The sequence below is a fragment of the Paenibacillus sp. 7541 genome, assembly GCF_002276395.1.
Taxonomy (GTDB): Bacteria; Bacillota; Bacilli; order Paenibacillales; family Paenibacillaceae; genus Paenibacillus_AQ; species Paenibacillus_AQ campinasensis.
The window spans coordinates 434,866-459,500 of the sequence record NZ_NQLZ01000005.1 but is presented as its reverse complement, the minus strand read 5'-3'; the positions used below and the strand labels follow the sequence as shown (position 1 = coordinate 459,500).

Sequence of the window (24,635 nt, the reverse complement as noted above, 5' to 3'; positions counted from 1 at the left end):
CAGCCACTCCTTTCTTGTTGACTTGTTGGCCTATCTTTTACCGCTTTGGCCCTGGCGGAATTGCTGCGGGGTAACGCCGTAGTAATTTTTGAACAGCTTGATAAAGTAATGCGCCGTTTGGTAGCCTGTCTGTTCGGCCACCTCGTATATTTTGGAATCCGTCTTTCGCAGAAGGACAGCGGCATGCTCCATCCGTCGTTTCAGCAAGTAATCGCTTAGCGTCTGCCCTGTTTCCGATTTATACACTTTAGAGAGATAGGCCGGGTGAAACCCAAGCTCCTCTGCAATAAGCGGCAGAGATAAGTCCTCGTTCAAGTGACGCTCAATATATTGCTGAATGCGCTGGGCAAGAGAAAGTGTCGTGCTTCTGTATCCCGGCTTCTGTTCTTCGGCTAGCTCTGCTATGCACTGAAGCGACTTGAAAGCCCAGTCGCGAAAGCTCCGCAAATCCCAGGTCGTATGCTTCTCCAGCATCGAGGCATATAAAGGGCCGATCATATCGACCAGCTGCTTGCCTTCCTTATGCGAGACAAACTGGAAGGAACCAGCGATGACAAAAAATGCTTCCTGGGCATATTCTGGCGAATCCGTCCATTTATGTTCAAGCTCGGCAAAAATATCCCGAAGCTTCTCGTACGCTTCTTCCCAGCGCCCGATCTCCATCAGATTGGAGAGGGATGGCGGCTGGTATAGGGAATCAATCAGTCCCGACAGCTTCGGCTGCGGAAGTTCACTGATGATAGCGAACAGGCCAGCCACTTTATCCTCCCGGTTGCGGAACAACAGACGGCTTTTGTGAGAGGCCTCGTTCAGTTCATCGGGGAAAGCTACCGGGCTGCTTACAATCCCTACCGAGATCATGTGTTTCAGATACCGATAGACGCTGCGCTGAAATTCCTTGGCCCTGCGCTCCAGTCTGTCTGCGGCGTGCAGCCCTTTATTCTCCCTCGGCTTGAGCACAAATGCGATGATCCGATCATTCATGGCCGTATACCAGACATCAAATGAATCCTGCAGCAGTTCTTCTCCGATATTGCCGACTGCGTAACTGATCAATGCCTTGTCATGCCCGTTGTAGCCCGACAGGTCATCCTCGAGCTGGATGGCAAAAAACAACACCTCATCTCCGGCGGTAAACGGAAGCTCAAGGGCCTGCAACCGCCGCTCCAGGTCACGTCGCAGAATCGCCTTGCCTTCGATAAGATCCCGAAGGAACGCTTCCCTGATCAGGGGGGTATGCACCCGCATTGCGTGAACTGCTTGCTGGTACATCTGGGTCCGATTCGCCTCCGTCATAATCTCACCGTGAAGCTTGTGCAGCGTATCCAGCAGCTCAGAATCTTTGACCGGCTTCATGAGGTATTTCGAAGCATGTAATTCCATCGCCCGCTGGGCATACTCGAACTCGGCGTAACCGGAAAGCAGCACGCATTTTACCTGTCTGGAGCTCTCCCTTATCCGGCTGATCAGTTCAATCCCGCTCATCTCCGGCATCCGAATATCCGTAATGACAATGTCAACCCGGTGGGCAGCAAAACACTCGAGCGCCTCCTTCGCGGAATATGCTTTATAAACCGCTCCTATAAACGGAAGCCCTGACTCCGTCACAATATGGGCGATTCCGTCGGCCTGATGCGGGTGATCATCTACGATAAGCAGCGATATCATTCTGATCCCTCCGAATGCTTGTGCTTGTTAAGCGATTTCTCTTCTTGAACACGGAAGCGGAGCACTACCTTCAATCCTCCCAGTTCGGAGGGGGCAAAGCTAAGACCATTCCCGTCCTCGTTATACAGCAGCAGACGCTGGTGAATGTTCCACAGGCCGCATCCCATGTTCTCATCCATCGTACGGTTCATCCTGCTCCGAGGATGCTCAAGATCCTCGGCTCTGATTCCTCCCCCGTTATCCTCCACGGTGATAACCGCATGTGTCTCTTCCATGCGGCCGGTTACGCGTATGAGCCCATCGTTGAGCGAATTCTCGATGCCGTGCACAATCGCGTTTTCCACAACCGGCTGAATAATGAGCCTTGGAATGGACCAACACCGAAGATGTCTAGGCACATCGATGTCATAGTCCAACCTTGGAATCTGCATCCTGTGAATTTCCAGATAGCTTTGAATCAACTCAAGTTCTTCATCAAGGCGGGTTGTTGTCATTTCGGTACGGGTCGTATACCGGTAATACTGGCTGAGATGCTGGGTAAAAGCGATGACTGCCTCCCGGTTCCCCATCTGGGTCATGCTCTGAATAAAGGCAAAGTTGTTATACAAAAAGTGCGGATTGATCTGGGACTGCAGTTGCTTCAGCGTAGCGTCCCTAATTCTGAGCTGGCTGACATACACCTTCTCGATCAGCTCCTGCGTCTCCTCACTCATGCGGTTGAACTCGGAGAATAGATAATGAAATTCACTCTGCCCGTTCACCGGAAGCCGAAAAGCATAATTCCCCTGCTTCAGTCTGCGTACCCCCTTAATCAGCTGCAGCATCGGCCGCTGCACGCTGCGGTATATAATGACCGCGAAACCAATGCCGATGAGCAGCAGCAACGCCATCATGAAGTAGAACCACATCAAGCTTTGATTCAAGGAGGCGATAACTGTCTTGAGCGGGACGAAGTCAACTAGATACCATCCCGGCCATGTGGATTCCGTATAATTCATCAGATACTTCTGCCCGCCAGACCTTACAATTTCGTAGCCGTTGCCTTCAAATGGATAATCGCTGAGCAAACCCTGGAGATGATCCGTCCCTTCGAAATCGGCAAGATGGCGGGTAATGCCTCCATAGTCCGGATGGTAAAACATCGGTTCCCCGGACCTGCCCGCAGCAAATTGCTCCATCATTTGCGCAATGTTACTGGCAGGGATGGCCGCCTCCAGGATCAGGCTCAGCTCCTCTGGATGATCATCGAGCGTGAACGGTTTGGTCATATGGCGCACAAAATAATATTGCTGGCCAGCACCCGAATCGAGCTTGACATATGACCAATTCGTATAAAAATGCTCACTAAAGTAAGCGTTATCAAATTGCCGGTTCGAATCGGTAGTAATATACATGCCAGTGACGGGGGAAAAAAGGGTAAGCTCATATTGCCAACTGTACGATGTGCTCTGCAGCCGCAGGTGATGCTCCAGCGCCTCGATCGTTTTAAACGTATCGTAGCCCGGTTTTGTAATTGAAGGATGCTGCAGCATTAACGCATTCGGATCGGACATCGTAATATAAGCCGATTTCCACAGCTGCTCACTAATCATATCGAGCTGCTCTGTCAGAAAGTTCTGTTGGTTCAGCGTGAGCTGAATCAACTCCTGTTGAATGATGCTCATACTAACCCGATTGGAATAGGTGTAAATCAGGATGACCGGTACCAGCAGGATCGACAGCAGGACAATGATTTTCTGAAAGGTATTCAGCCGCTTCATATTCGCCTCCGCTCTTCAAAGGATGTCTCAATGTCAGTTTACATGAAATCAATGAAGAACGGTCTGTTTTAACCTTTTACCGAGCCCAGCACAATTCCTTTAACAAAATATTTTTGCAAGAACGGGTACACCAGCAAGATAGGCAGTGCTCCGATAAAGATTTGAGATGATTTGACAGTTCTGTTCGAAATCTGATGAAGTGCTGCCAAATCGACACCAACCTCCGAGAAGTTCTCCTTGACCACAATCGTATGAAGAAATGAAGCCAACGGATAATCCTCAACCTTGGTCATATACAGAATGCCGTCAAACCAGGAATTCCAGTGCACGACCATCGTAAAGAGCATAATGGTGGCCACAGAGGGCATCGAAACCGGTATGAAGATGGAGAACAGCGTCCGGAAATGTCCCGCACCGTCCATCAGTGCAGCCTCCTCCAGCTCCTGCGGCAAATTCCTGAAGAAATTGAGCATCAGAATCATATTCCATACATTGACAGCCGAAGGAATCACCAAGGCCCAGATCGAGTCCATCAGACCAGTGCCGCTCACCACCAGATAGGTGGGGATCAGCCCGCCGTGAAATAGCATGATGATGATAAAGTACCAGGAGTAGATGTTTCTGCCGCGGAACCGATGCTGCTCCTTTGACAGCGAATAAGCGGCCATCATCGTCACGATCAGGGATAGCACTGTACCTAGCACCGTCCGCTGCACCCCGATCAACAGCGCCCGAATGAAGTTATTGTTGCCGAGGGTTTCCTTGTATGCGGCTGTAGTGAAGTCAATGGGAATAAAATTGACGATATTGGCCGTAGCCGCATCCCGGGAGCTGAACGACACCGCGAGAATATGAATTAACGGTAAAATACAGGCAAGACTGAGCAGAGCGATACATGTATAATTGAAAAACTGGAACGTCTTATAAGTCTTAGAGTAAAATCGCATTCCACACCTCCTATCCTTAAGAAAAAGCTTCTTGCAAGCGGCCTCTCTACAACCCTAGAATATCCGGTACCCGGCCCATTTGTATGCCAGCCGATAGCTGATCACGATCATGATGAAGCCGATTAACGATTTAAAGAAACCAATGGCCGTTGCGAAGCTGTATTGACTGCCCAGGAGGCCGACCCGGTATACAAATGTGTCAATGATATCTCCTTTGCTGTAGACAAGCGGATTATACAGATTAAAGATCTGATCGAATCCAGCGTCCAGCACCCTGCCCAGCGACAGCGTCGCCACAACGATGAAGATCGGGGCTATGGCGGGCAGAGTAACGTGAAGGACCTGCTGCCAGCGGTTTGCGCCATCGATTTCAGCAGCTTCGTACAGAGATGGGTTCGTGCCTGCAATCGCCGCAAGGAAGATGATCGCCGAGAAACCAAAGTCTTTCCACGCATCGGTCACAATGACTGTAAATCTGAACCAGTCCCCGTTCGAGAGAAATGCAATCGGATCGATTCCCAGCGTGCCGAGGAAACGGTTCACAATCCCGCCGCGGATAGATAGAATATCAACAAATATCCCGCCCAAAATGACCCAGGACAAAAAGTGCGGCAGGTAAACCAGCGTTTGCGCCGTTCGTTTAAACCACTTGATGCGTATCTCATTCAGCAATAGGGCGAAGATAACCGGCACAAACATATTGGTCATTATTTTCGCAAATGCAATGATCAGGGTATTGCGGATAATCTGCATGCTGTCGGGGTATTCGAACAAATACCGAAAATGATCGAGCCCCACCCACGGGGAGCCTCCAAAGCCGAGCCACGGTTTGTAATCCTGAAAAGCGATCACAATGCCCATAATCGGAATGTAATTATAGACAAGGGCAAGGAGGACGGCTGGAAGCAGAAGGACATGAAGGGGCCATGTCTTTTGTAAATACGCCCGCCAGCCTCTCGTAGGGAGACGCAGCGCCTTCTTATCGGTATTGAATACCGGTTCGGTCATACACTCCCCTCCTTCCTTTCATGATTCTGTGGTGGTTACTGCTTGACATTTTCGTACCATTCATTAACTTCCTCTGTCATCTGATCCCCTCCGTTCTTCTTCCATTCCTCGACGAAGGTATCAAAATAATCTACAGGCTCGTCGCCATAAATGATCTTCAAATAGCTCTCCGTCATCAGCTTGATCAGCAGCTCGCCTTTGGAGACCATCGTTTTGGTAGGCGGACCGTTGAAATAGTTCACAATCACATTATCGTTCTGGGACACTCGCACAATCCCAGCCTCCAGCATGCGCGGCTTTGCCTTCGATACACTGATCTCCGCCATGTTGTCCGGGTCTGCATCCGGGTCGGAAAGGAATTTCTGGAATGCGCTGTCGCTTTGGAATGGGATGATGCCGTTCATGAACGGTAATGTCAAGTCATAGGTGACGTTGGCGTCGGCTGGGTTCGGCCATTTATCACTTGGTATCCCATGCTCATCAAAATTGCCCCGGTACACGTTCCCTTCATGCAGCACATAGTCATAGCCTTCCATCCATCCGTTTCGCAGCGCCTCATCGAAGTATGGATCTTCTTCACCGAAACTTGCGGCATAGATCTTGTTAATATAGCCCATCATGGCGTCAACATTATTGAAGTCCTTGTTGAACACAAGATAATCCCTGACCATCGATTTTTCGGCGCGCGCCTGCTGCCCGCCAGGTCCAGCTGGAAGCGGATACGCCTTAAACCCTTCTACACCTCCAAGCGGGTACCCATCCATCCAGGGAGGTCCGAAAATAATGCCCGCCTCACCGCTCGCAGCGATCTCCCCTGCCTTGGCAGCGTCCTTGATGCCTGCTTCAGGATCGACATAGCCGTTGGACATCCAGTCTCTCATCTGCGCTAGGAAGTCCTTGATTCCAGGCTGGATACCGTTGTATACCAACTGTCCGCTCTCGTCCGGATTCCAATATTCCCATATATATTTGGAAGGCATATGGTTGCCGAAAGCTCCGACCAAACCGTCCGCCGAGGACATCCAGTTATAGGGTCCTTCCTTCAGCGAAACCGCGAGTCCGAGCGTATCATCCTTGCCGTTGCCATCCGGATCATCCTCGGTGAAAGCTCTCAGCACCTCCGTCATCTCATCAATCGTGGTTGGCGCCTCGAGGCCCAGCGCGTTAAGCCAATCCTCTCGGACCCACATCACGGTGCCTTCATCCATCGCAAACATATTCGGAAGGCCGTAGATTTGCCCGTCTCTAGTGACAGGGTACAGCACCTCCGGATATTTCTCATAAATCGCTTTCAGATTATCGGACAAATACTGATCGATGTAATCATTAAGAGGCTGCACCTTTCCAGCCGAGATAAGGTCATTGGCCATCTCTACTTTCGTTGTGAACACATCCGGCAGCTTCTGGTTTCCCGCCATCATCAGTCTCAGCTTCGTCTGGTAATCCTCCAGGTTGGGAACGACAAAGTCAAAGGTAAGGTTAATGCCCATGGAGTCGCTCATCCATCTGGTGTGGAAATTATCCTGGATCGTTTCCCCTTCCTTGAATTCGTTCTCCCCCTGTGCAGACCAGCGTATGCCGGTCGAAACAGTGACCGGCGGATCAAATTTGAAATCTTTGGGGTTTGTGAGCACCGGGCTCTCCCGATCGATGCCCCCCTCTTCCGCAGTGCTGCCCTCCTTCTGCACCTCTCCGCTGCAGCCTGTAATCACCAATAAAAGTGCCAGCACCGTCATTAGCGATTTTCCCTTCCATGAAACCCGATTCATGGACATTCCCTCCTTCATGCTGAATGATGTTGTTTCATGTGTTCATTGTATGGATGATTGGAAGCGCTTTAAATACAACAGTTTTTAGTTTATATCAATAATTTAAGCTGTGAATCCAAGCTGAACATAAAAAGGCTATCCCCGGCAGATCGGGGATAGCCTTATTTCTATGTATGCCGCCTGTACGAGGACAGGCTATTCGGCTTGTTGATTCATGGCTTCGTACAGGAGCGCCAGATTGCGTTCCAACTTGCTGATCAGCTGTTTTCCCGTACTCTCCGGCAGAAGGCCCGCACGAACGGCAAAGTCAACTTCCTTGGAAAAACCGTACATTTGAGTATCCAGCACTTCCTCATAGAGAGGGCAGTAACGGGTTGCCAGATTCTCCATCTGTACTTCAATGAGCTTTAGAATTTTATCTGCATCTTCATGTAGAAGACTGATCGCTTTAAGATTCAGCTGTTCCTGCAAATCAGATGAAGTCATGATCTTCCCCCCTATGTCAATATCACAACAAGTAACAAGTGATAACTACTATCATTAATATTAGTCGAAATCACAAATCAATACAAGGACTAGATCATAAAAACGTCTATCGGTGTGCGTGCTCCGGAACACCTTATCCTGTTAACAGCAGTTTCTTGCATTATAGACGTCTTCATCGCCGCTGTAAAATTACAATATCTACTATCCTCAAAATCGTATGCTTCATCCGCGTAAAAAAGCACCCCTCATCCCACAAAAGGATGAAGGGCGCCTCTCCAATGTCTATTCAATTACTTTGACGTTCAGGCCGTGCTTATCAAACACTTCCAGCAGCGCCTTCTTCGCTTCTTCTGCATCAGGCCCATGGACATGAAGCTCATAGCTTTGGTTGCTTACCAGTGTCGTGAACAAGCCTAGGATGCTCTTTACATCGATGTACTTGTTCTCGGCCTGCAGAACAATGGAGGATGAAAATTGACTGGCAGTTTGCGAAATTTCGACAACGGCCTCATTGTTCTTATTGGACATACGAATCCCTCCGTAACTTTAGGATCTCTGATTGCTCATCATTGCTCCTTCATGATACATTGAATCCGTTTTCTTTTGCAACATATTTTCCAATCTATTTAAGATTTTCCGGGTTCAATGCTTCCAGTTCCGGCAAAACAAAGAGACCGTCTTTCCGGATCAGAACATCGTCAAAATAAATTTCGCCGCCGCCGTATTCCGGGCGCTGAATCAGCACGAGATCCCAGTGGATGGATGAGCGGTTGCCGTTGTCTGTCACTTCGTAAGCCTGGCCAGGCGTAAAGTGCAGGCTGCCGGCGATTTTCTCGTCAAACAAAATGTCCTTCATCGGCGTGAGAATGTACGGGTTGAAGCCGATCGCAAATTCGCCGATATAACGCGCGCCTTCATCGGAATCTAAAATTTCGTTCAATCGCTTCGTGTCGCTGCCTGTCGCTTCGACAATTTTACCGTTCTCAAACACAAATTTGATGTTCTCGAACGTTACGCCGTTATATAAGGTTGGCGTATTGTACGTGATCATACCATTGACGGAATCGCGCACCGGCGCGGTGTATACCTCTCCGTCCGGGATGTTTTTCTGACCGGAGCATTTCTCGGCCCCGATGCCTTTGATCGAGAAGCTGAGATCTGTCCCCGGGCCCACGATCCGCACCTTATCCGTGTTTCTCATAAGCTCGGCCAGCGGATCCTGCGCACGGTCCATTTTGGAATAGTCAAGATTGCACACATCGAAATAGAAGTCCTCGAACGCCTCCGTGCTTGTATTGGCAAGCTGGGCCATACTCGCGTTCGGATAGCGCAGAACAACCCATTTCGTATGCTTGACACGCTGCTCGCTATGTACAGGATGTGAATAAATGGAATTGTACATCTTCATCTTCTCTTCCGGCACATCCGCCAGATCATTCACATTCTCGCCTGCGCGGATGCCGATGTAACAATCCATCTGCTTCATCCGGTTCAAATCCAGCTCTGCCCAAAGCGCTAGCTGCTCACGGGTTGCATTTTTCAACATAGCCCGCTGAACCGTCCGATCCGTCAGTTGAACGAACGGCCGTCCTCCCTTATTGGAAACCTCCTCGACGATGGCGTTGAGGAGATCGCGCTCGGAACCGATCATCTCGATGAGCACATTCTCGCCAGGCTGCATATCAATCGAGTAGTTCACGAGATTTTCAGCCAGCTTCTGTATTCTTGGGTCACGCATCTGTCTAGTCCTCCTCTGATGCTGTCACTATGTTGCCAACAAATTGAACAGCGGTAAATTCATAGCCTATTGTAGCACGGGAGAGACTCCGGCGTCAGCGCCCAGCTGCAAAAATAAACGCTTCAGCCCTTACGGTTCGGCAAACGTAATATCCGATACAAGCGTTTCGGTCCGCCTCCCGCCTGCGCCGTCCGGCAAGGATAACTGCCGTTCCATCGTCAGCCTCGTCGGCAGCTGGGAACGCTTGTTTATCGTCACATGATACACCGCGTTGACCTCCGCCTGCTGCAGCAGTTTGGCAAGCTCGTCATTTTCCTTTTGCCACAACGCCTTCAGCTGCTTCCGGACAGACGGATTGTCGCTGTAGAGCGGGTCACCCTTCTGCTCAATTCTTCTTCCGATGGCCTCCATCTGCTCATTCAAAGCTTCCCGTGTCATCCGTGAGGCCGCTTCGGCAGTAAGCTCCACCCGAAGCACGCGCGTGCCCCGGGCCGCTCCAGACTCATCGGCAACCCGTTTCTCCGCCCTGCCTACATATTCAAGCTGTTCAAGCGGATTCAGCCGCGACATCCACATGTCCTCTGTATGACCGGGCGACAGCATGCTCCATTGCCCCTGCTTCCGCTTGAGCGTCACCTTATGCCCGCTCGCCATCCAAGGGCGCGCTGCCGGCATATCATGGTGTGCCAGCTTCTGATTTTTTTCCGTCTTAGAGGAAAGGATTAACTGGTTATGCTGTTTCAGCTCGCCCTCAAAGGCCAGATTTTGCTCAAAAATGCCCTCCTCACCGCTGCGAATCGCTGCGTTGCCTTTGAAGGCCAGATTATCCACCCCCGACAGACCGGCAATCGCCCGGTTCAGCGCCTCCTCCGGCGGCAGCGGATTGTCCCATGCGCATCCCGAGGCTCCTCCCGCTGCCAGCACGAGCAGACATCCTATAAACAGCCGCATATGTCGCCATTTGAGCTTGTTGAACATGCATCCCGCCTCTTTCCATTCGTTCTTGATTTTAGACTGTCCGACCTGTGCCTGTTTATACCCTTCATCACCAGCAAGCTGGGCAGCCTGTCTGTCATCGGTGCGGATGTCAGAACCACAAGAAAGAAGCCCCAAGGCATGCACCTTGAGGCTTCTTCAGCTACCGTATTATTCTGTCTGAGACTTCTCCACCACGATCCGGTTCCGGCCCCCGTTCTTCGCTTCATACAAGGCCATATCCGCCCGGTAAAATAGGGATTCTACACTCACCTTCTCGTCCGTCCAGCTCCACTCCGATATGCCGCAGGACACGGTGACTCTAGGGTCCGTCTCCTCCGCAACCCGGGAGCGAATTCGCTCTGCCACCCGCACCGCCTGCATCACGCCAAGCCCGGGCAAATAGACAGCCAGCTCCTCGCCGCCCCATCGGGCAGGGATATCATTGTGCCGGATCGCAGATTTCACAATTCCGCTTACCTGCTTCAATATGTTATCCCCTCGCTGATGCCCGAAGGTATCATTCACCTGCTTGAACTGGTCGATATCAATCACGATCAGCGAGCCGCATACGTCCCGATTCTGGCATTCCTGGATGAGATCGTCGAGATAGTGGCGCGCATACAGCCCTGTCAGCATATCCCGATTGGCCATTCTCCGCACCTCGGCGTGAAGGAAGGCATTGCCGATGGCCAGGCCGATATGGCTCGTAAGCGCCTGCAACAGCCGATAGCTGTCGTATGAGAAATAATGAGGCTTATGGTGAGTCAACAGCACAACCCCGCCCACTTCCCCGTTGATCAGCAGCGGAGTTGCAACGAGCGATCGGGAGCCTGTGCTTTCCATCAACCTCGATTCTGCCGGACGCTCCTCCTCATAGTCCGCCAGAATGAGCGCCTCCTTGGACCGGTACACCAGCCCGCCAAGTCCGTAGCTGATATCATGCACTTCCTTCAGCATCCACTCCGCATTGCTGGACACGACCTCAAGCCCGTCCAACTCCGCATTGTAGATCAGAATGCAGCAGTAATCTGCCCCGAGCATGCTCAGCAGCTCCTGATTGGCAAATTTAAAAATCTCGACCAGATGCAGGCTTTTGTTCAGTCTCCGCGTAAGCTCATTCATCATCCGCAGTTCATGAATCATCAGATTGGACTGCTCGTACAGCTTGGCATTCTCAAAAGACGTTCCCGCCGCATCCGCCATCATGCTCAGCAGCTCTAGATCCATCTCCGAGAACACCGAAGGGGCAGCCTCCAGATGGAACACGCCGTATACGCCCTGCCTTCCTCCCATCGGAATTCCGACTTCCACCAGGGCATCCGGATCTTCTTGCTTATGTATGGTCATTTTGCCCTCCATAAAGGTGCGGACAAAAACCTCCTCCTGCCAGTGCCGCAGCAGCAGCTGGCGAACCAAGGGATGCGCGCTCTCATGATCCTGGGACATGTACAGCTCGACCTTTACGTCGGGATACAGGGAGAGGACACTCTCGATCGCCTCCGTAATGACGCTGTCAACGTTAATCTGGACATGCATCCGTTTCACATACTGAAACAGAAGAGAACGGCGGGACGCTTCGCGCTCGGCCTTGATGTGAACTTCTTCCAGATCCTTCACAAACAGATGCTCAAATCGGCGGTAGAAATTGGCACGGTAAAGCAGCGCATAAGGCTCCGTTAGCAGCAGCGCCCTGTCCTTACCCGGTTCATCCGGCGGCGACACGCTGATCATGATCGCGAACAGGTCGCCGTACACCCGGCTCAAGAGCGGGACCGCGCAGATCACCTGGCCGCCGAGCCTTTCCATGCTTCTGCTGCATACCGGCTTGCTGTACCTAAGCGCCTGCGCTACCGCATCGTCATCTCCCGCGGCAAAATACGCTCTCAGCTCTTCCGCTCCGGCCAGCCAAGCTCCGTCATGAGAAAGGACAGCCCACCGAAACGGCTTGAGCGCTTCAATCTGTGAGCACTCTTGCAGCCACTCCATATAACTGTCCTCAATCAGCGGGTGCAGGTAAGTGAAATCGTAAGGGGTAATATCCAGATTTTGCAGAATGGAAGAAGCCCCTCTTAGCGGCATCTCGTCATCGATAATCGCAGGACCGATATAGCCCTTATACACTTCACGTTGTTCCTCTGACATAATGGGCGCTCCTTTGCACCATGATAAAGCCTTTTCTCAAGCTTACGGACATGAACTCCGGCTTGAAGATGCTTCCGGTTGATGCGCATGCTGCCTAAAACAACGTATTAACACCGGACATAAACAGGCTACATACCAAATCAAATCATGTAGAGTAGCTATTTGCGACTAAATATACTATTCTTATCTTAATCTGTTTTACCCACGATTGCATTATATTTCTTGCGTTATTCCCAATATTTTTTAGTTCTATAGTCCTATCGACAAATTTAGACAAACTTATGTAAACCTTGAACTTGACTTTATATCATTACTTCATATAATATTTATTGTTGAGTCAGAATGCAATGCATTCAATGAATTTGGGCGGAATCGTTGTGTCACCCTCACGTCATTTGTTACTGACAGGACAGCGGCTGAACTTTCCCGTCAGATTCTTTCCGGCATTGAACGGATGGAATAGAGACAAATACGGCGCAAATAGAGCCCTAATGAAACTTTACTAAAAAAGGAGTCTATATAACAATGGCACGTTACACCGGTCCTAAATTTAAATTGAGCCGTCGTCTTGGAATTTCCTTGAGCGGCACTGGCAAAGAATTGAAACGTCCTTTTCCTCCAGGCCAACATGGTCCTAACCAACGGAGAAAAATGAGCAACTATGGTATGCAGCTTCAAGAAAAGCAAAAGCTCCGTCACATGTACGGCTTGGGCGAGAAGCAATTCCGCACCCTGTTTGCGAAAGCAACCGGCATGAAAGGTATTGCGGGTGAGAACTTCATGTTCCTGCTTGAGAGCCGTCTGGACAACCTCGTTTATCGTCTTGGCTTCAGCAACTCCCGTGCAGGTGCTCGCCAGCTGGTAGCACACGGTCACGTGACTGTGAACGGCAAAAAAGTAGACATCGCTTCTTACTCCGTAAACCCTGGCGATGTTATCGGTCTTCGCGAGAGAAGCCGCAGCCTTTCTTCCATCAAGGAAGCTTTGGCTAACCGCGTGCATCTCCCGGCTTACCTTGAGTTCGACGAAACGGCAATGGAAGGGAAATACATCCGTCTTCCAGAGCGTTCCGAGCTTTCTCAAGATATCGACGAGAAGCAAATCGTCGAGTTCTACAACCGTTAAGATCCACAATAAGAAACCCGGAAGGCCTTTTGGCCTCCGGGTTTTCTTATTGTGTCTGGCGAGTTGACCGCCCTGTTGCCCCGGCGCATCGGTATAGGGGCACTCCACTCCCCATACGTGAAAACGGGCTCCGCAAGCCGAATGTCAACTGGCTGTTGCCTTAAGGCCAGTTGGCTTCAGCTAGGAAGCCCGTCTTGTTCATAGGTGCCCCGATCAGGACAGCTTCAGCTTGGCAAATTTGCGTTTGCCGACCTGAATAATATCCCCCTCCTGCGGCGTAATGTCCGCGTTGACGTCCGTTATTTTATCCTCATTCCATTTCACAGCGCCCTGCTGAATGCTCCGTCTCGCTTCCCCGTTGGAAGATGCAAAGCCAAGCAAGGTCAACAGCCGGATCAGGCGAATAGCGCCCTGGTCAAGCTCCTCTGCCGGGATCTGGTACTCCTGAATGTCGTCAGGCAAAGCCCGCTGCTGAAAGACGGTAACAAAATGCTGCTGAGCCGCATCGGCTGCTTCCACCCCATGGTACATCCGCACGAAGGTGTGCGCGAGGCGCATTTTGGCATCCCGGGGATGAACGCTGCCGTCCTTCAAGCCTTCTTCCAGCGCCTTCAGCGCTTCATTGTCGAGGTCCGTCGCCAAGCTGTAGTACTTCATCATGAGTTCATCCGGGATGGACATCGACTTTCCGTAAATCTCATTCGGCTCCTCATCGATCCCGATGTAGTTGCCCAGGCTTTTGCTCATCTTCTGCACGCCATCGAGCCCCTCGATAAGCGGCATCGTAATCGTTATTTGCGTGTCGACACCGTATTCCTTCTGGAGCGTGCGGCCCATCAGCAGGTTGAACTTCTGATCCGTTCCGCCCAGCTCGATGTCAGTCTTCAGCGCCACGGAGTCCATCCCCTGCATGAGCGGGTAGAAGAATTCATGGATGCTGATCGGCTGTCCGCTCTGGTAACGCTTCGTAAAGTCATCCCGCTCCAGCATGCGCGCAACCGTCACCTTCGCCGACAGATTGACGACATCGGCAAAGCTCATCGGCGCAAGCCATTCGGAATTGTAGTAGACCTTCGTCTTCTCCGGATCCAGAATTTTGTAGATCTGTTTCTGGTAAGTTTCGGCATTTCGTTTCACATCTTCTTCGGTCAGTTGTTTCCGCGTCTCCGATTTGCCTGTCGGATCCCCGATCCGGCCGGTAAAGTCACCGATAATGAGCTGAACCTGGTGCCCCAGCTCCTGGAATTGCCGCAGCTTCTGCAGCACAACCGTATGGCCGAGGTGAAGATCCGGCGCGGACGGGTCCATACCCAGCTTCACGCGCAGCGGCTCACCGGTCACCACCGATTTCGCCAGCTTCTGCTTCAGCTCCTCTTCCGGAATGATCTCCACGACACCGCGCGAGATGATGTCAAGCTGACGCTGAACCTCCTGTTGCTGCCCATCTGTAAGTTCTTCCCATTTCATCCAACAACACTTCCTCTCTAAACGGATTGGTTTTCCATCGCTATGCGCACAAAAAAGCTCCTTCTCATCCCAAGGGACGAGAAGGAGCGCTCGCGTTACCACCCTAGTTAAAATCCGGCAGCTGCAAAAAAGGGTTGATCCCAGCCTGCAGCGAACAGACTTTCACTTCATTGCCATAACGGGAATGTAATCCCGGTACCGAACTACTGCGCGCAAGTGAGCCTAAAGCCCATTGCACGGTTCCCACGGCCAGCTCAGGACGGTAATTCAAAGGGGAATCGTTATCGGTTTGCACCAGCCACCGACTCTCTGCCAACGCTTGCTCGCCCTTTTACTGAGGTCCTTCAACGCTTTTCAACGGTATGAAACTTTTGCAATTATTTATAACACAAGCGTTTCGGAAAAGTCAATCTTCTGCAAAAAAGGACATGCTAAAGACGAACATATGATTCAAAACCTTCGATTTATGCTATAATAGGTGCGTTAAAAGGAGGAGTAACATTTCATGGTTGAGGAGAAAAAACAGGGGCCTGCTAAGAAGAAAAAAGCCCCGACCAAAAGATCCTTTTGGCGGATCATGGGTTCGGTTTTCGGATGGCTCTTCGTGCTGGGGATGATGGGCGTCTTGTTCGTCGGAGGAGCCGTTGGCGGCTACGTCACCTCCATCGTTAAGGAGGAACCTGTAAGATCGAGATCTGTCATCGAACAGACGATCAACGAAAACGCCATAACCGGCTTCGCCTACTTCAGGGATGGCTCCCCTATCGGACAGCTCAGGACCGATGAAGACAGACGTCCTGTCAATTATGAGGATATTCCGCAGATCGTCATAGATGCCATCGTTTCAATCGAGGATAATCGCTTTTTTACCCATAAAGGGGTGGATTTCAGAGGAACTGCCCGCGCGGTGAAGGAGCGCCTCTTGAACGAACCTACCCAAACCGGGGGAAGTACGCTGACCCAACAGTTGGCTAGGCTCACATTTCTAAGCCGGGATCGGACGGACAACCGTAAGGTCAAGGAGATTCTGCTGTCCATGCGCATGGAGCGCTTTCTGACGAAAGAGCAGATTGTTACCGGGTATTTGAATAAAGTTCCATTCGGCAACGGCTCCAGCGGCTATCAAGTATTCGGCATTAAAGCCGCAGCCCGGGGAATCTTTAACATCAACGATCTGAATGAGCTGAACATTGCCCAAGCCGCCTATTTGGCGGGTCTGCCTCAGCTTCCTTCAGCCTACTCGGCCTATAACGGGCAGGGCAATTTCGATGAGGAAGCGTTCAAGCGAGCGTTGAACCGTCAGTCCCGAGTGCTGGCCAGCATGCTGCAGGAAGGCAAGATTACGCAAGCGGAGTATGAAGAAGCCAAAGCCTTTGATATCAAAAGCTCGCTGGCTCCGAAAACTCAGAAGGCTTATGTTACCTATCCATATCTGATGATAGAAGTCGAGCGTCAGGCATCCAAAATTTTGATGGAGCTCGCCGAGAACGACTCTGCCGACGAAGACAGCAAGGCTGCCAAGGAAGCCGCATTGGTGCAATTAAGCACCGGCGGTTATAAAGTCTATACAACCATCGACCGGACGGTGTACCGGACGATGCGCGCGATCGCCGAGGATGACAGCAACTTCTTCCCTGACAGCGAGGAAAAAGGGATGGAGCAGACGGCCGCGATGATGATTGACAATAAGACCGGCGCCATTCTCGGCATGATTGAAGGCCGCGATTTCTACAAGGAGCAGATGAACTACGCTACGCAGATGGAAAGACAGCCAGGCTCGGCGATGAAGCCCGTAGCCGCCTATCTGCCGGCGCTGGAATCGGGTGCGCTTCAGCCTGCAAGCATCGTGGATGACTCGCCGATTATTTTGAAGGATTATTCCAAGGTATATCATATTCCAAAGAACTCTTACAGCGGATACAGAGGATTGATGACCGCCCGTCAGGCGTTGAACGATTCTACCAATACGGTGGCGCTGAAGCTGTTTAACGAGACCATCGGCATAGAGAACGCTTGGGAGTTCTCCAAGAAGCTGGGCATCAATACGCTGAAGGAGAGCGATTACGCGGCGTCGACCGGCGTTCTGGGCGGTCTTAGCACCGGGGTAACGGTCGAGGAGCTGACCAACGCCTATAGCGCGATCGGAAATCAGGGCAAATTCAACGATGCCTATATGATTGAGAAGATCGTCGATTCCAAAGGCAACATCGTGTATAAGCACGAAGCGGAGCCTGTGCAGGTATTTTCCGAGCAGACTGCTTATCTGATGACCGATATGCTTCGCACCGTCATCACGAACGGTACAGGCAGCAAAGTGCGCGATACTTACAAGAAATTTAATGAAATTCCGGTTGTCGGCAAAACAGGCTCCACGCAAAACTACGGCGACGTCTGGTTCATGGGATACTCCCCTGATATCACACTCGGTGTTTGGGTGGGCTATGAGAAGCCGATCCATACGCTGGTTGGTGATCAGCGAAGACATGCACAGGCGATTTGGGCCCGGATTATGAACGAGGTTACAGATGCCAAACCAGACTTGTTCCCGACCAGCGCTTTCGAAAGACCGGAAGGAATCGTGTCGAAGACGGTGTCCGCATACAGCGGCAAGCTGCCTTCAAGCTTGACGGACAGATTTGTAACAGACCTGTTCAACCAAAAGTATGTGCCAACCGAAGTGGATGACGGCATTGTCAAAGCCAAGTACATTACGTACCGAGGCGTCAACTACATTCCGCGAGAGGAAACGCCGGAAGACATGCTCAAAGAACAAAATGTCATCAAGCGGCCTAAGCCGATTGATGAATTGATCAGAGAGCTGGAAGAAGCGCTGCGGGTGATGAAGGGCGAGAAAGGATCGCTTGAATCCTACTTGCCGGCTGACGCCAAATCCGGAGTGCCGACTAAGATCGATCCGAGAACTGATGACGGCAAAGCGCCGACACCACCGAAGAATGTGAGTTACTCGGCAGGAAGCATCAGCTTCTCGCCTAGCGGATCACCGGATGTCGTCGGTTATCGCCTCTTCAAATCGCTAAACGGCGGCGCCTTCGTGCAGGATCGCGTTGTGCTGGCCGATGAAACGACGGTATTTACCGGCCTTGGCTCAGATAGTCCATTTACAGCCTATTACGTGGTGGCCGTCGATGTGGTCGGCAAAACATCCGAGCCAAGCGCAATTGTTGGTCCACTCGGCATTCACATGCCGATGCCAGGCGACGATGAAGAGGATCTGGACTCCTTCCCCGATGATACACCTGGGGAGTCCGACGGCGAAGAAATAACGGACCCGGCTACAGGCGGCCAGGCGGATACCATGATCCCGCCGAGCCCTCCGGGACAACCGACGTTGTCGGCAACACCGGAAGGGTTCAGCGCCACTTGGCCGGGCAATGCCGGACAGGAAGAAGTGATTCGCTACAACGTATACTTCAGTCCGGACAACGGCAATTTCCAGCAGATCGGATCTAGCCAGTCGACAGAGTTCTACTACACCAGCGGCAACCCGATCAGTGGCTACTTCCGAATTACGGCCGTGAATGCCTATGGTGAATCACCGCCATCTTCCGCGGTATTCTTCGAAAAGAGTGAATAATTGAACCATAATGAACACGAGGGTGTGCCCGGTATTCGCCGGACACACCTCTCTTCAATTTAAATCTCGCCAACTGTAGCCTCCACTCCTAACTCCTCAGTCCTCACGATGCACAGAAAAAGCCTTCCTTGCCGTATGGAAACGATGTTTCCATACGCAGCAAGGAAGGCTTTTGGTTATCCTTAGTCCTCGATAGTAGACAGATCCCCTGTCGGCAAATCCAGCTCCCATGCTTTCAACACGCGGCGCATGATTTTACCGGAACGGGTCTTCGGCAGCTTATCCTTGAATTCAATCTCGCGCGGAGCAGCATGTGCAGACAGACCTTCCTTCACGAACCGGTAGATCTCTTCCTTAAGCTCATCGGAAGGAGCATAGCCTTCGCGCAGCGAGATAAAGGCTTTGATAATTTCGCCACGGGTAACGTCCGGCTTCCCGATAACGCCGGCTTCTGCCACCGCCGGATGCTCCACAAGCTTGCTCTCGACCTCAAACGGACCGATACGCTCTCCAGAGGAATTGATTACATCATCGATTCGGCCCTGGAACCAGAAGTAGCCCTCTTCATCCATGTAAGCTGAGTCACCGGATATATACCAGCCCGGGATGCGGAAATACTCCTCATACTTGGCTTCATTGTTCCAGATCGCCCGCATCATGGATGGCCACGGCGTCTTGATCGCCAGGTTGCCCATCGTGTTCGGCGGCAGCTCACGCCCTTGATCGTCGAGGATCGCAGCGGTAATGCCTGGCAGCGGACGTCCCATGGAGCCCGGCTTGATTGCCATGCCCGGATAATTACAGATCAACTGACCGCCCGTCTCCGTCATCCACCACGTATCGTGAATCCGCTGTTTATAGGCCTTATACCCCCAACGCACCACTTCCGGATTCAAAGGTTCACCGACGGAGAGAACATGCCGCAGGGAGCTCAAATTGTACTGATCGATCAGATCAGAGCCGGCCCCCATCAGCATCCGGAACGCGGTTGGTGCACTGTACCATACCGTTACCTTATTCTTCTCAAGCGTGCTGTACCAATCCTGCGGGCTGAATCTTCCGCCCCGAACGACATTCGTCACCCCGTTCAGCCAAGGCGCGAATATGCCGTAGGAGGTACCCGTCACCCAGCCCGGATCCGCTGTGCACCAGTAGATGTCATCCTCCTGCAAGTCTAGTACCGCTTTGCCCGTATAATAATGCTGAATCATCGCATTTTGAACATGATAGACGCCTTTGGGCTTGCCGGTGGAACCGGAAGTGTAGTGCATGATCAGTCCATCTTCGCGCCCCAGCCATTCCAGCTCCAGCTCTGATGAAGCAGCTTCCATCTCGGAGAAATAATCGATCAGCGATGAATCGTTCAGCGGCTCCGTATCACCGACCACAATGACATGTTTCAGTTCAGGCAGCTCGTCTCTTTTTACACGCGGCAAGAGCACAGGCGTAGTTACCAATGCGACGGCTCCGCTGTCCTCCAGCCGGTCCTTAACCGCCGTTTCCATGAACGCTTCGAACAATGGACCGACAACGGCACCGATTTTCAATATGCCCAGCAAGCTGACATAAAGCTCCGGACCGCGCGGCATGAATATAAATACCCGGTCGCCTTTTCCAATTCCATACTTGCGAAGCACATTCCCGAACTTATCGGACTGCTCCTTAAGCTGGGCATAGGTAAGAGATTCATTGCGCGAAGCATCACTGTACATCAACGCAACCTTGTCTCCTCTTCCCTCGGCTACATGCCGGTCAATCGCTTCATAAGCCATGTTCACCTTGCCGGTCTCGTACCAGGTGAAGTGCCGCTCGATCTCATCCCAGGAAAATTGGGAACGCGCCTGCTCATATTGGCCCATATTGGAGTAAGAAACTTCACTTGGCAATATTTCGCTATGCGTTTGATTCATCGTTTACATCCTCCTCATTCTTCAATCGTTCTCCTTATAGGTGGACAGCGCTTACAAAATGATTGAATGAAACCTACTTCACACCAAATCCCGGGTTATTCCGAAGCTTCAGTCATGCGGCGAATCTTTAACCCTTTTATTTAGGGAGCAGACACCTGTTGTCAACGGAAAAAATGTGAAGAATTTATGTCGAAGTGATTATATCATAGGACGCGTTTATCTGTCATTGCTTTTCATTTTTTTATTTTTTTGCTATAAGTAGGGTATGGAACTGAAAGGAGTCTGACGGATGGAACACTGCAAGCTGTACCAATCTCATGTGCTGTTTCCGGAGAACCAGAACCTCGTCATTGAAGGACCCGTCCCCCCCGAGCAGTTGTCCCAGCTCGATTTTCATCCCGGCCTCCATGCTTTTCGCCGTCCGGCAGAGCAGCATGAAGCGCTGATCGAAATCGCAGCTCTTCCGGAAGGTAGAATTATTATCACTCGCGATCGCAACCAAATTGTAGGTTATGTCACCTTCCATTATCCCGATGAGCAGGAACGATGGTCGGAGGGCCAGATGGAAGATTTAATTGAGCTAGGCGCCATCGAAGTCGCTGCAGAATACCGTTCTCTCGGACTTGGTCAGCAGATGATTCGAACCGCGTTCGAGCAAGGTCAGATGGAACGATACATTGTGTTTACGACGGAATATTATTGGCATTGGGATCTGAAGGGAAGCGGCTTGAACGTATGGGAGTACCGCAAAATGATGGAGCGGCTCATGAAAGTTGTCGACATGGAGTGGTACGCGACCGACGATCCGGAAATATGCTCGCATCCAGCCAACTGCCTCATGGTCCGGATCGGCAGTAGAGTCCCCTTAGCTTCCCAGGAGCAATTCGACCGACTGCGCTTCCGGCAACGATTCATGTATTGAATAAACACGGTCAAGGATATTCGAAACGGTTGAAACGTATAGTGTCTAAATAACAGTAAATCCCCGGGCTCTGCAATGAAGAGAGACTCGGGGATTTTGGCATTATCTATAGCCGGTTCAGCATATAATATACAATGTCATAGGAACGTTCAGAGGCTTTCGCCGTAAATTCCGGAAAATTGATATGCGCCGACCCGTCGGCTTTATCGGACATCGAACGGATGACAACATAAGGCACATCGTTCATATAGCATACCTGGGCCACGGCAGCCCCTTCCATCTCGGCACATGCCCCGTCCAGCTGCTCATGCAGCATCTTCACTGTGTCTCTGCTGGCAATAAACTGGTCGCCGGACAGCACTTTGCCAACTACATACCGCTCCACAGACAACGCCTTGCACGCTTCCTCAGCCAGCTGAACCAATGCCGCATCCGCCGGAAAATCCGATACCTCCTGATATGGAATGACGCCACGGGCAAACCCGAGCGGCGAAACATCCATATCATGCTGCAGACAGGACGCCGAAATGACGATGTCCCCGATATCCAGCTGCGGATGAAGCGCCCCTGCCACGCCGGTGAACACCACTTTGGACACGCCGAAGGTGTCGATCAGAATCTGCGTCGTTACCGCTGCATTCACCTTGCCCACACCGGATTTGCATACAACGACCCGCTTTCCTTGAATGCTGCCTGTTAAATAAGAGATTCCCGCTTTCACGATCTGTTCCTGGTTCTCCAGCTGCCCGAGCAGCAGCTCAATCTCTGCATCCATAGCCCCAATCAGCCCAATGACCGGCTCTGTCACTATCATCCATCCCTTTCTGTTATTCCGTTAATGTACAGCGATGATCGCATCAAATCCCAGAAAAAAAGCTCCTTCTAAAAAGGAGCCTTCTTCATTTCCATCATGTATGAATACAACTGTACCCTTCAGCATTCAGCCTATTCGTTAACATGGCTGACCGAGAGGCGAAGGATCGTTTCATGCGGCAAAATAACCCGCGGGTTGTCCACATTCTCCTTCTTCATCAGCTTGGTCAACAGACGCATCGCCACCGCTCCCAGATCATACATCGGCTGGGCCACGGTCGTAAGCTGCGGACGCACCATCGAAGCCATGCGGATGTTGTCTACACTAATAATCGAGAAATCATCCGGCACTTTATAGCCTTCATCCTGAATGCTGTGGATCGCGCCGATCGCCATTTCATCGGTTGCCGAGAAGATGGCCGTCGGCTTCTTCTTCAGACCGAGGAAATACTTCATTGCTTCCACACCGGACTCGTAGCGATAGTTGCCGATGCGCACCAGATCCTCCTGATATTCGATGCCCGCCGCTTCAAGCGCACGCTTGTATCCCTGGAAACGGGAATAACCATTCGCCGGATCCTGCAGCGTACCACTGATCATCGCAATTTCCCGATGTCCGTGACGAATGAGCGTGCTCACCGCATCGAATGCCGCCTGCTCATGGTCGATATCAACAGACGGATAGTTGCCCTGCTCGTCACGCGTTGCGCACAATACGATAGGCACAGCCGAGGTCTGGAACGCCTGGATATGCTCCTCCGTAACCGTACCGCCCATGAAAAGAAGCCCGTCCACCTGCTTCTCAAGCAGGGTGTTGATGACACGAATCTCCTTCTCCTTGCGCTTGTCCGCATTACACAAAATAATGTTGTAGTGATACATGTTCGCGATATCCTCGATGCCGCGGGCAATTTCCGCAAAAATCGAGTTCGAGATGTCCGGGATGACGACCCCGACAGTGGTTGTCTTCTTGCTGGCCAGACCTCTGGCCACCGCATTCGGACGATATCCCAACCGCTCTATCGCTTCATACACTTTCTTCCGGGTTTGGGGCTTAACATTGGGGTTATTGTTAACAACCCGCGAAACCGTTGCCATGGAAACGCCTGCTTCACGCGCTACATCGTAAATGGTTACCGTCAAATTCCTTCTCTCCATTGCCAATAGATTTTATTCGCTCAATACTAATTGAAAATATGATACGACAAAATATTGCTTTGTGCAAACACGCGGCCTCAAATGCCGTCCACTTGTTCCTTTAGCGCTTCAATCGTAATATGGGAATGGGAGTCATGCCAGATTGGCACTCCGTTTGTTACCAGGATGACCTGCGGCGATTCATGCCGAATGCCCAGGATGTCTGCCGCCTGATTGGACACCGGGCGGTCGGCGATAACGTCAATGATTGCGTAATCTGCCCGCTCATTCGGCTGGTCGTTCAGATACGAGACTACTTCCTTATACGCGGCTGCACTAATGGGACATCTGGTGCTGTGTTTGAACAGCAGCAGCGGTCTATGTACCGATGCTTCAAGTGCGTTGTTCAGCTGTTCGGTAGTAGTCATTTTCGTCAAGGTCGCCACTCAATATACATTCCCTTCAGTATTGAAGTTCTTAACCTTACCTATATCCTAACAAAAAGTGCGTGAAAAATCCAACAACCGCGAAAATTTTCTGAAAATTATCTGGCATAAAAGTTCGAGTTTTCAGGGAGTAATACTGCGAATTCACTTAATTGTTCCAGTCGTTCCTGGATTTCCCGCATCCAATCCTCATCTTTCATCTTCCGGGCACAGCCGAATAAATCCAGCAGCATATTGACACGGTCGTCAAAAGCCTCCTTGAAGCGTGCAAAAACTTCGGCTTCCGTCTCTTGATCAGCTCCCTGGAGAACGCTGTAAAGGACATGCACCGACTCATTCATCTCCGCCAAGGATACGTCGGCATGCTCGAGACTGCCATCGATGGCTGCTATGTACTGAACAACGTAAGGCTTTACCGGTTTCAAAACTTCGTAATGTTCACAATGTTCACATACGTAAACCGGCACATCGTAGATTCTCGTTTTCTTCTGGTGGATTAACATTCTCAATTCCAGATTCATCTTCTGCCCACAAGTACAATGACTACCTTTGAACAAATCGCCCACCCCAAATTCATTGCGTATTGTCTTTAGTCCCAACAAGCCTTCGATACACCTATCAAGCACTAGTTCTCTCCGACTATCATAACAAAGAATGTCCCAAAATTGGGTGAATGCTTTATTTACCAGATATATAATACTTCGGTCATTGGGTCCATCTATTT

General features: G+C 51.1%; 19 protein-coding genes and 1 other annotated feature. Of the genes, 3 read left to right on the top strand and 16 right to left on the bottom strand.

Annotation, left to right across the window (positions count from 1 at the left end; genetic code table 11):
• Window positions 1-30: 30 nt before the first annotated feature.
• The 10 genes from CHH75_RS04355 to CHH75_RS04310 all read right to left on the bottom strand — a co-directional run bounded on the left by CHH75_RS04355 (window position 31) and on the right by CHH75_RS04310 (window position 12,496).
• Window positions 31-1,668, bottom strand: a complete 1,638-nt coding sequence (locus tag CHH75_RS04355; RefSeq protein ID WP_095263282.1) for a response regulator transcription factor — start codon at window positions 1,666-1,668, stop codon at window positions 31-33.
• The gene (locus CHH75_RS04350) at window positions 1,665-3,428 is read right to left on the bottom strand and encodes a sensor histidine kinase (RefSeq protein WP_095397512.1); all 1,764 of its coding nucleotides are present in this window, start codon (window positions 3,426-3,428) and stop codon (window positions 1,665-1,667) included. Before CHH75_RS04350 ends, CHH75_RS04355 begins: the two co-directional genes overlap by 4 nt.
• A 68-nt stretch (window positions 3,429-3,496) precedes the next feature.
• Window positions 3,497-4,375, bottom strand: a complete 879-nt coding sequence (locus tag CHH75_RS04345) for a carbohydrate ABC transporter permease (protein WP_095397511.1) — start codon at window positions 4,373-4,375, stop codon at window positions 3,497-3,499.
• A 54-nt stretch (window positions 4,376-4,429) separates the two neighbouring features.
• Window positions 4,430-5,383, bottom strand: a complete 954-nt coding sequence (locus CHH75_RS04340; RefSeq protein WP_095263279.1) for an ABC transporter permease — start codon at window positions 5,381-5,383, stop codon at window positions 4,430-4,432.
• 35 nt (window positions 5,384-5,418) lie between these two features.
• Window positions 5,419-7,152, bottom strand: a complete 1,734-nt coding sequence (locus CHH75_RS04335; protein WP_176475455.1) for an extracellular solute-binding protein — start codon at window positions 7,150-7,152, stop codon at window positions 5,419-5,421.
• Between the two features lie 195 nt (window positions 7,153-7,347).
• On the bottom strand, window positions 7,348-7,638 hold the full coding sequence (locus tag CHH75_RS04330) for an Fpa/YlaN family protein (protein WP_095263277.1): 291 nt from the start codon (window positions 7,636-7,638) through the stop codon (window positions 7,348-7,350).
• A gap of 282 nt (window positions 7,639-7,920) precedes the next feature.
• Window positions 7,921-8,166: an HPr family phosphocarrier protein gene (locus tag CHH75_RS04325; protein ID WP_095263276.1), complete on the bottom strand. Its 246-nt coding sequence runs from the start codon at window positions 8,164-8,166 to the stop codon at window positions 7,921-7,923.
• A 94-nt stretch (window positions 8,167-8,260) separates the two neighbouring features.
• Window positions 8,261-9,376: an aminopeptidase gene (locus tag CHH75_RS04320; protein ID WP_095397510.1), complete on the bottom strand. Its 1,116-nt coding sequence runs from the start codon at window positions 9,374-9,376 to the stop codon at window positions 8,261-8,263.
• A 129-nt stretch (window positions 9,377-9,505) separates the two neighbouring features.
• Window positions 9,506-10,489, bottom strand: a complete 984-nt coding sequence (locus tag CHH75_RS04315) for a hypothetical protein (RefSeq protein ID WP_255222953.1) — start codon at window positions 10,487-10,489, stop codon at window positions 9,506-9,508.
• Between the two features lie 33 nt (window positions 10,490-10,522).
• The gene (locus CHH75_RS04310; protein WP_095397509.1) at window positions 10,523-12,496 is read right to left on the bottom strand and encodes a sensor domain-containing diguanylate cyclase; all 1,974 of its coding nucleotides are present in this window, start codon (window positions 12,494-12,496) and stop codon (window positions 10,523-10,525) included.
• Between the two features lie 525 nt (window positions 12,497-13,021).
• Here CHH75_RS04310 and rpsD point away from each other — a divergent pair.
• On the top strand, window positions 13,022-13,621 hold the full coding sequence (gene rpsD, locus CHH75_RS04305) for a 30S ribosomal protein S4 (protein ID WP_095263273.1): 600 nt from the start codon (window positions 13,022-13,024) through the stop codon (window positions 13,619-13,621).
• Window positions 13,622-13,834: 213 nt separating this feature from the next.
• Here rpsD and tyrS read toward each other — a convergent pair whose 3' ends face one another.
• Window positions 13,835-15,088: a tyrosine--tRNA ligase gene (gene tyrS / locus CHH75_RS04300; RefSeq protein WP_095397508.1), complete on the bottom strand. Its 1,254-nt coding sequence runs from the start codon at window positions 15,086-15,088 to the stop codon at window positions 13,835-13,837.
• 69 nt (window positions 15,089-15,157) lie between these two features.
• Window positions 15,158-15,445, bottom strand: a binding site (T-box leader).
• A 148-nt stretch (window positions 15,446-15,593) separates the two neighbouring features.
• On the opposite strand from tyrS, the gene CHH75_RS04295 reads away from it, so the two are divergent.
• Window positions 15,594-18,683, top strand: a complete 3,090-nt coding sequence (locus CHH75_RS04295) for a transglycosylase domain-containing protein (protein WP_095397507.1) — start codon at window positions 15,594-15,596, stop codon at window positions 18,681-18,683.
• A 182-nt stretch (window positions 18,684-18,865) separates the two neighbouring features.
• Here the strand turns inward: CHH75_RS04295 and acsA are convergent, their stop codons facing one another.
• On the bottom strand, window positions 18,866-20,593 hold the full coding sequence (gene acsA / locus CHH75_RS04290) for an acetate--CoA ligase (RefSeq protein WP_095397506.1): 1,728 nt from the start codon (window positions 20,591-20,593) through the stop codon (window positions 18,866-18,868).
• A gap of 289 nt (window positions 20,594-20,882) precedes the next feature.
• Here acsA and CHH75_RS04285 point away from each other — a divergent pair, with 289 nt between their 5' ends.
• Complete coding sequence (locus CHH75_RS04285; RefSeq protein ID WP_095263269.1) at window positions 20,883-21,515, top strand: GNAT family N-acetyltransferase; 633 nt, start codon at window positions 20,883-20,885, stop codon at window positions 21,513-21,515.
• A 106-nt stretch (window positions 21,516-21,621) separates the two neighbouring features.
• Here CHH75_RS04285 and CHH75_RS04280 read toward each other — a convergent pair whose 3' ends face one another.
• The 4 genes from CHH75_RS04280 to CHH75_RS04265 all read right to left on the bottom strand — a co-directional run bounded on the left by CHH75_RS04280 (window position 21,622) and on the right by CHH75_RS04265 (window position 24,432).
• On the bottom strand, window positions 21,622-22,329 hold the full coding sequence (locus tag CHH75_RS04280) for a 5'-methylthioadenosine/adenosylhomocysteine nucleosidase (protein ID WP_176475454.1): 708 nt from the start codon (window positions 22,327-22,329) through the stop codon (window positions 21,622-21,624).
• Between the two features lie 131 nt (window positions 22,330-22,460).
• Window positions 22,461-23,471 (bottom strand): catabolite control protein A, encoded by a 1,011-nt coding sequence (gene ccpA, locus CHH75_RS04275; RefSeq protein WP_095263268.1) that lies wholly within the window; start codon window positions 23,469-23,471, stop codon window positions 22,461-22,463.
• Between the two features lie 92 nt (window positions 23,472-23,563).
• Window positions 23,564-23,911, bottom strand: coding sequence for a bacillithiol system redox-active protein YtxJ (ytxJ, locus tag CHH75_RS04270; RefSeq protein ID WP_095263267.1), 348 nt, complete (start codon window positions 23,909-23,911; stop codon window positions 23,564-23,566).
• 98 nt (window positions 23,912-24,009) lie between these two features.
• Complete coding sequence (locus CHH75_RS04265) at window positions 24,010-24,432, bottom strand: hypothetical protein (protein ID WP_255222952.1); 423 nt, start codon at window positions 24,430-24,432, stop codon at window positions 24,010-24,012.
• Between the last annotated feature and the right edge of the window lie 203 nt (window positions 24,433-24,635).

Bases quoted from the DNA above. Each gene is read 5' to 3' on its own strand.
- CHH75_RS04355 (WP_095263282.1), bottom strand. From the start codon at position 1,668: ATGATATCGCTGCTTATCGTAGATGATCACCCGCATCAGGCCGACGGA.
- CHH75_RS04350 (WP_095397512.1), bottom strand. From the start codon at position 3,428: ATGAAGCGGCTGAATACCTTTCAGAAAATCATTGTCCTGCTGTCGATC.
- CHH75_RS04345 (WP_095397511.1), bottom strand. From the start codon at position 4,375: ATGCGATTTTACTCTAAGACTTATAAGACGTTCCAGTTTTTCAATTAT.
- CHH75_RS04340 (WP_095263279.1), bottom strand. From the start codon at position 5,383: ATGACCGAACCGGTATTCAATACCGATAAGAAGGCGCTGCGTCTCCCT.
- CHH75_RS04335 (WP_176475455.1), bottom strand. From the start codon at position 7,152: ATGAATCGGGTTTCATGGAAGGGAAAATCGCTAATGACGGTGCTGGCA.
- CHH75_RS04330 (WP_095263277.1), bottom strand. From the start codon at position 7,638: ATGACTTCATCTGATTTGCAGGAACAGCTGAATCTTAAAGCGATCAGT.
- CHH75_RS04325 (WP_095263276.1), bottom strand. From the start codon at position 8,166: ATGTCCAATAAGAACAATGAGGCCGTTGTCGAAATTTCGCAAACTGCC.
- CHH75_RS04320 (WP_095397510.1), bottom strand. From the start codon at position 9,376: ATGCGTGACCCAAGAATACAGAAGCTGGCTGAAAATCTCGTGAACTAC.
- CHH75_RS04310 (WP_095397509.1), bottom strand. From the start codon at position 12,496: ATGTCAGAGGAACAACGTGAAGTGTATAAGGGCTATATCGGTCCTGCG.
- rpsD (WP_095263273.1), top strand. From the start codon at position 13,022: ATGGCACGTTACACCGGTCCTAAATTTAAATTGAGCCGTCGTCTTGGA.
- tyrS (WP_095397508.1), bottom strand. From the start codon at position 15,088: ATGAAATGGGAAGAACTTACAGATGGGCAGCAACAGGAGGTTCAGCGT.
- CHH75_RS04295 (WP_095397507.1), top strand. From the start codon at position 15,594: ATGGTTGAGGAGAAAAAACAGGGGCCTGCTAAGAAGAAAAAAGCCCCG.
- acsA (WP_095397506.1), bottom strand. From the start codon at position 20,593: ATGAATCAAACGCATAGCGAAATATTGCCAAGTGAAGTTTCTTACTCC.
- CHH75_RS04285 (WP_095263269.1), top strand. From the start codon at position 20,883: ATGGAACACTGCAAGCTGTACCAATCTCATGTGCTGTTTCCGGAGAAC.
- CHH75_RS04280 (WP_176475454.1), bottom strand. From the start codon at position 22,329: ATGATAGTGACAGAGCCGGTCATTGGGCTGATTGGGGCTATGGATGCA.
- CHH75_RS04265 (WP_255222952.1), bottom strand. From the start codon at position 24,432: ATGAATCTGGAATTGAGAATGTTAATCCACCAGAAGAAAACGAGAATC.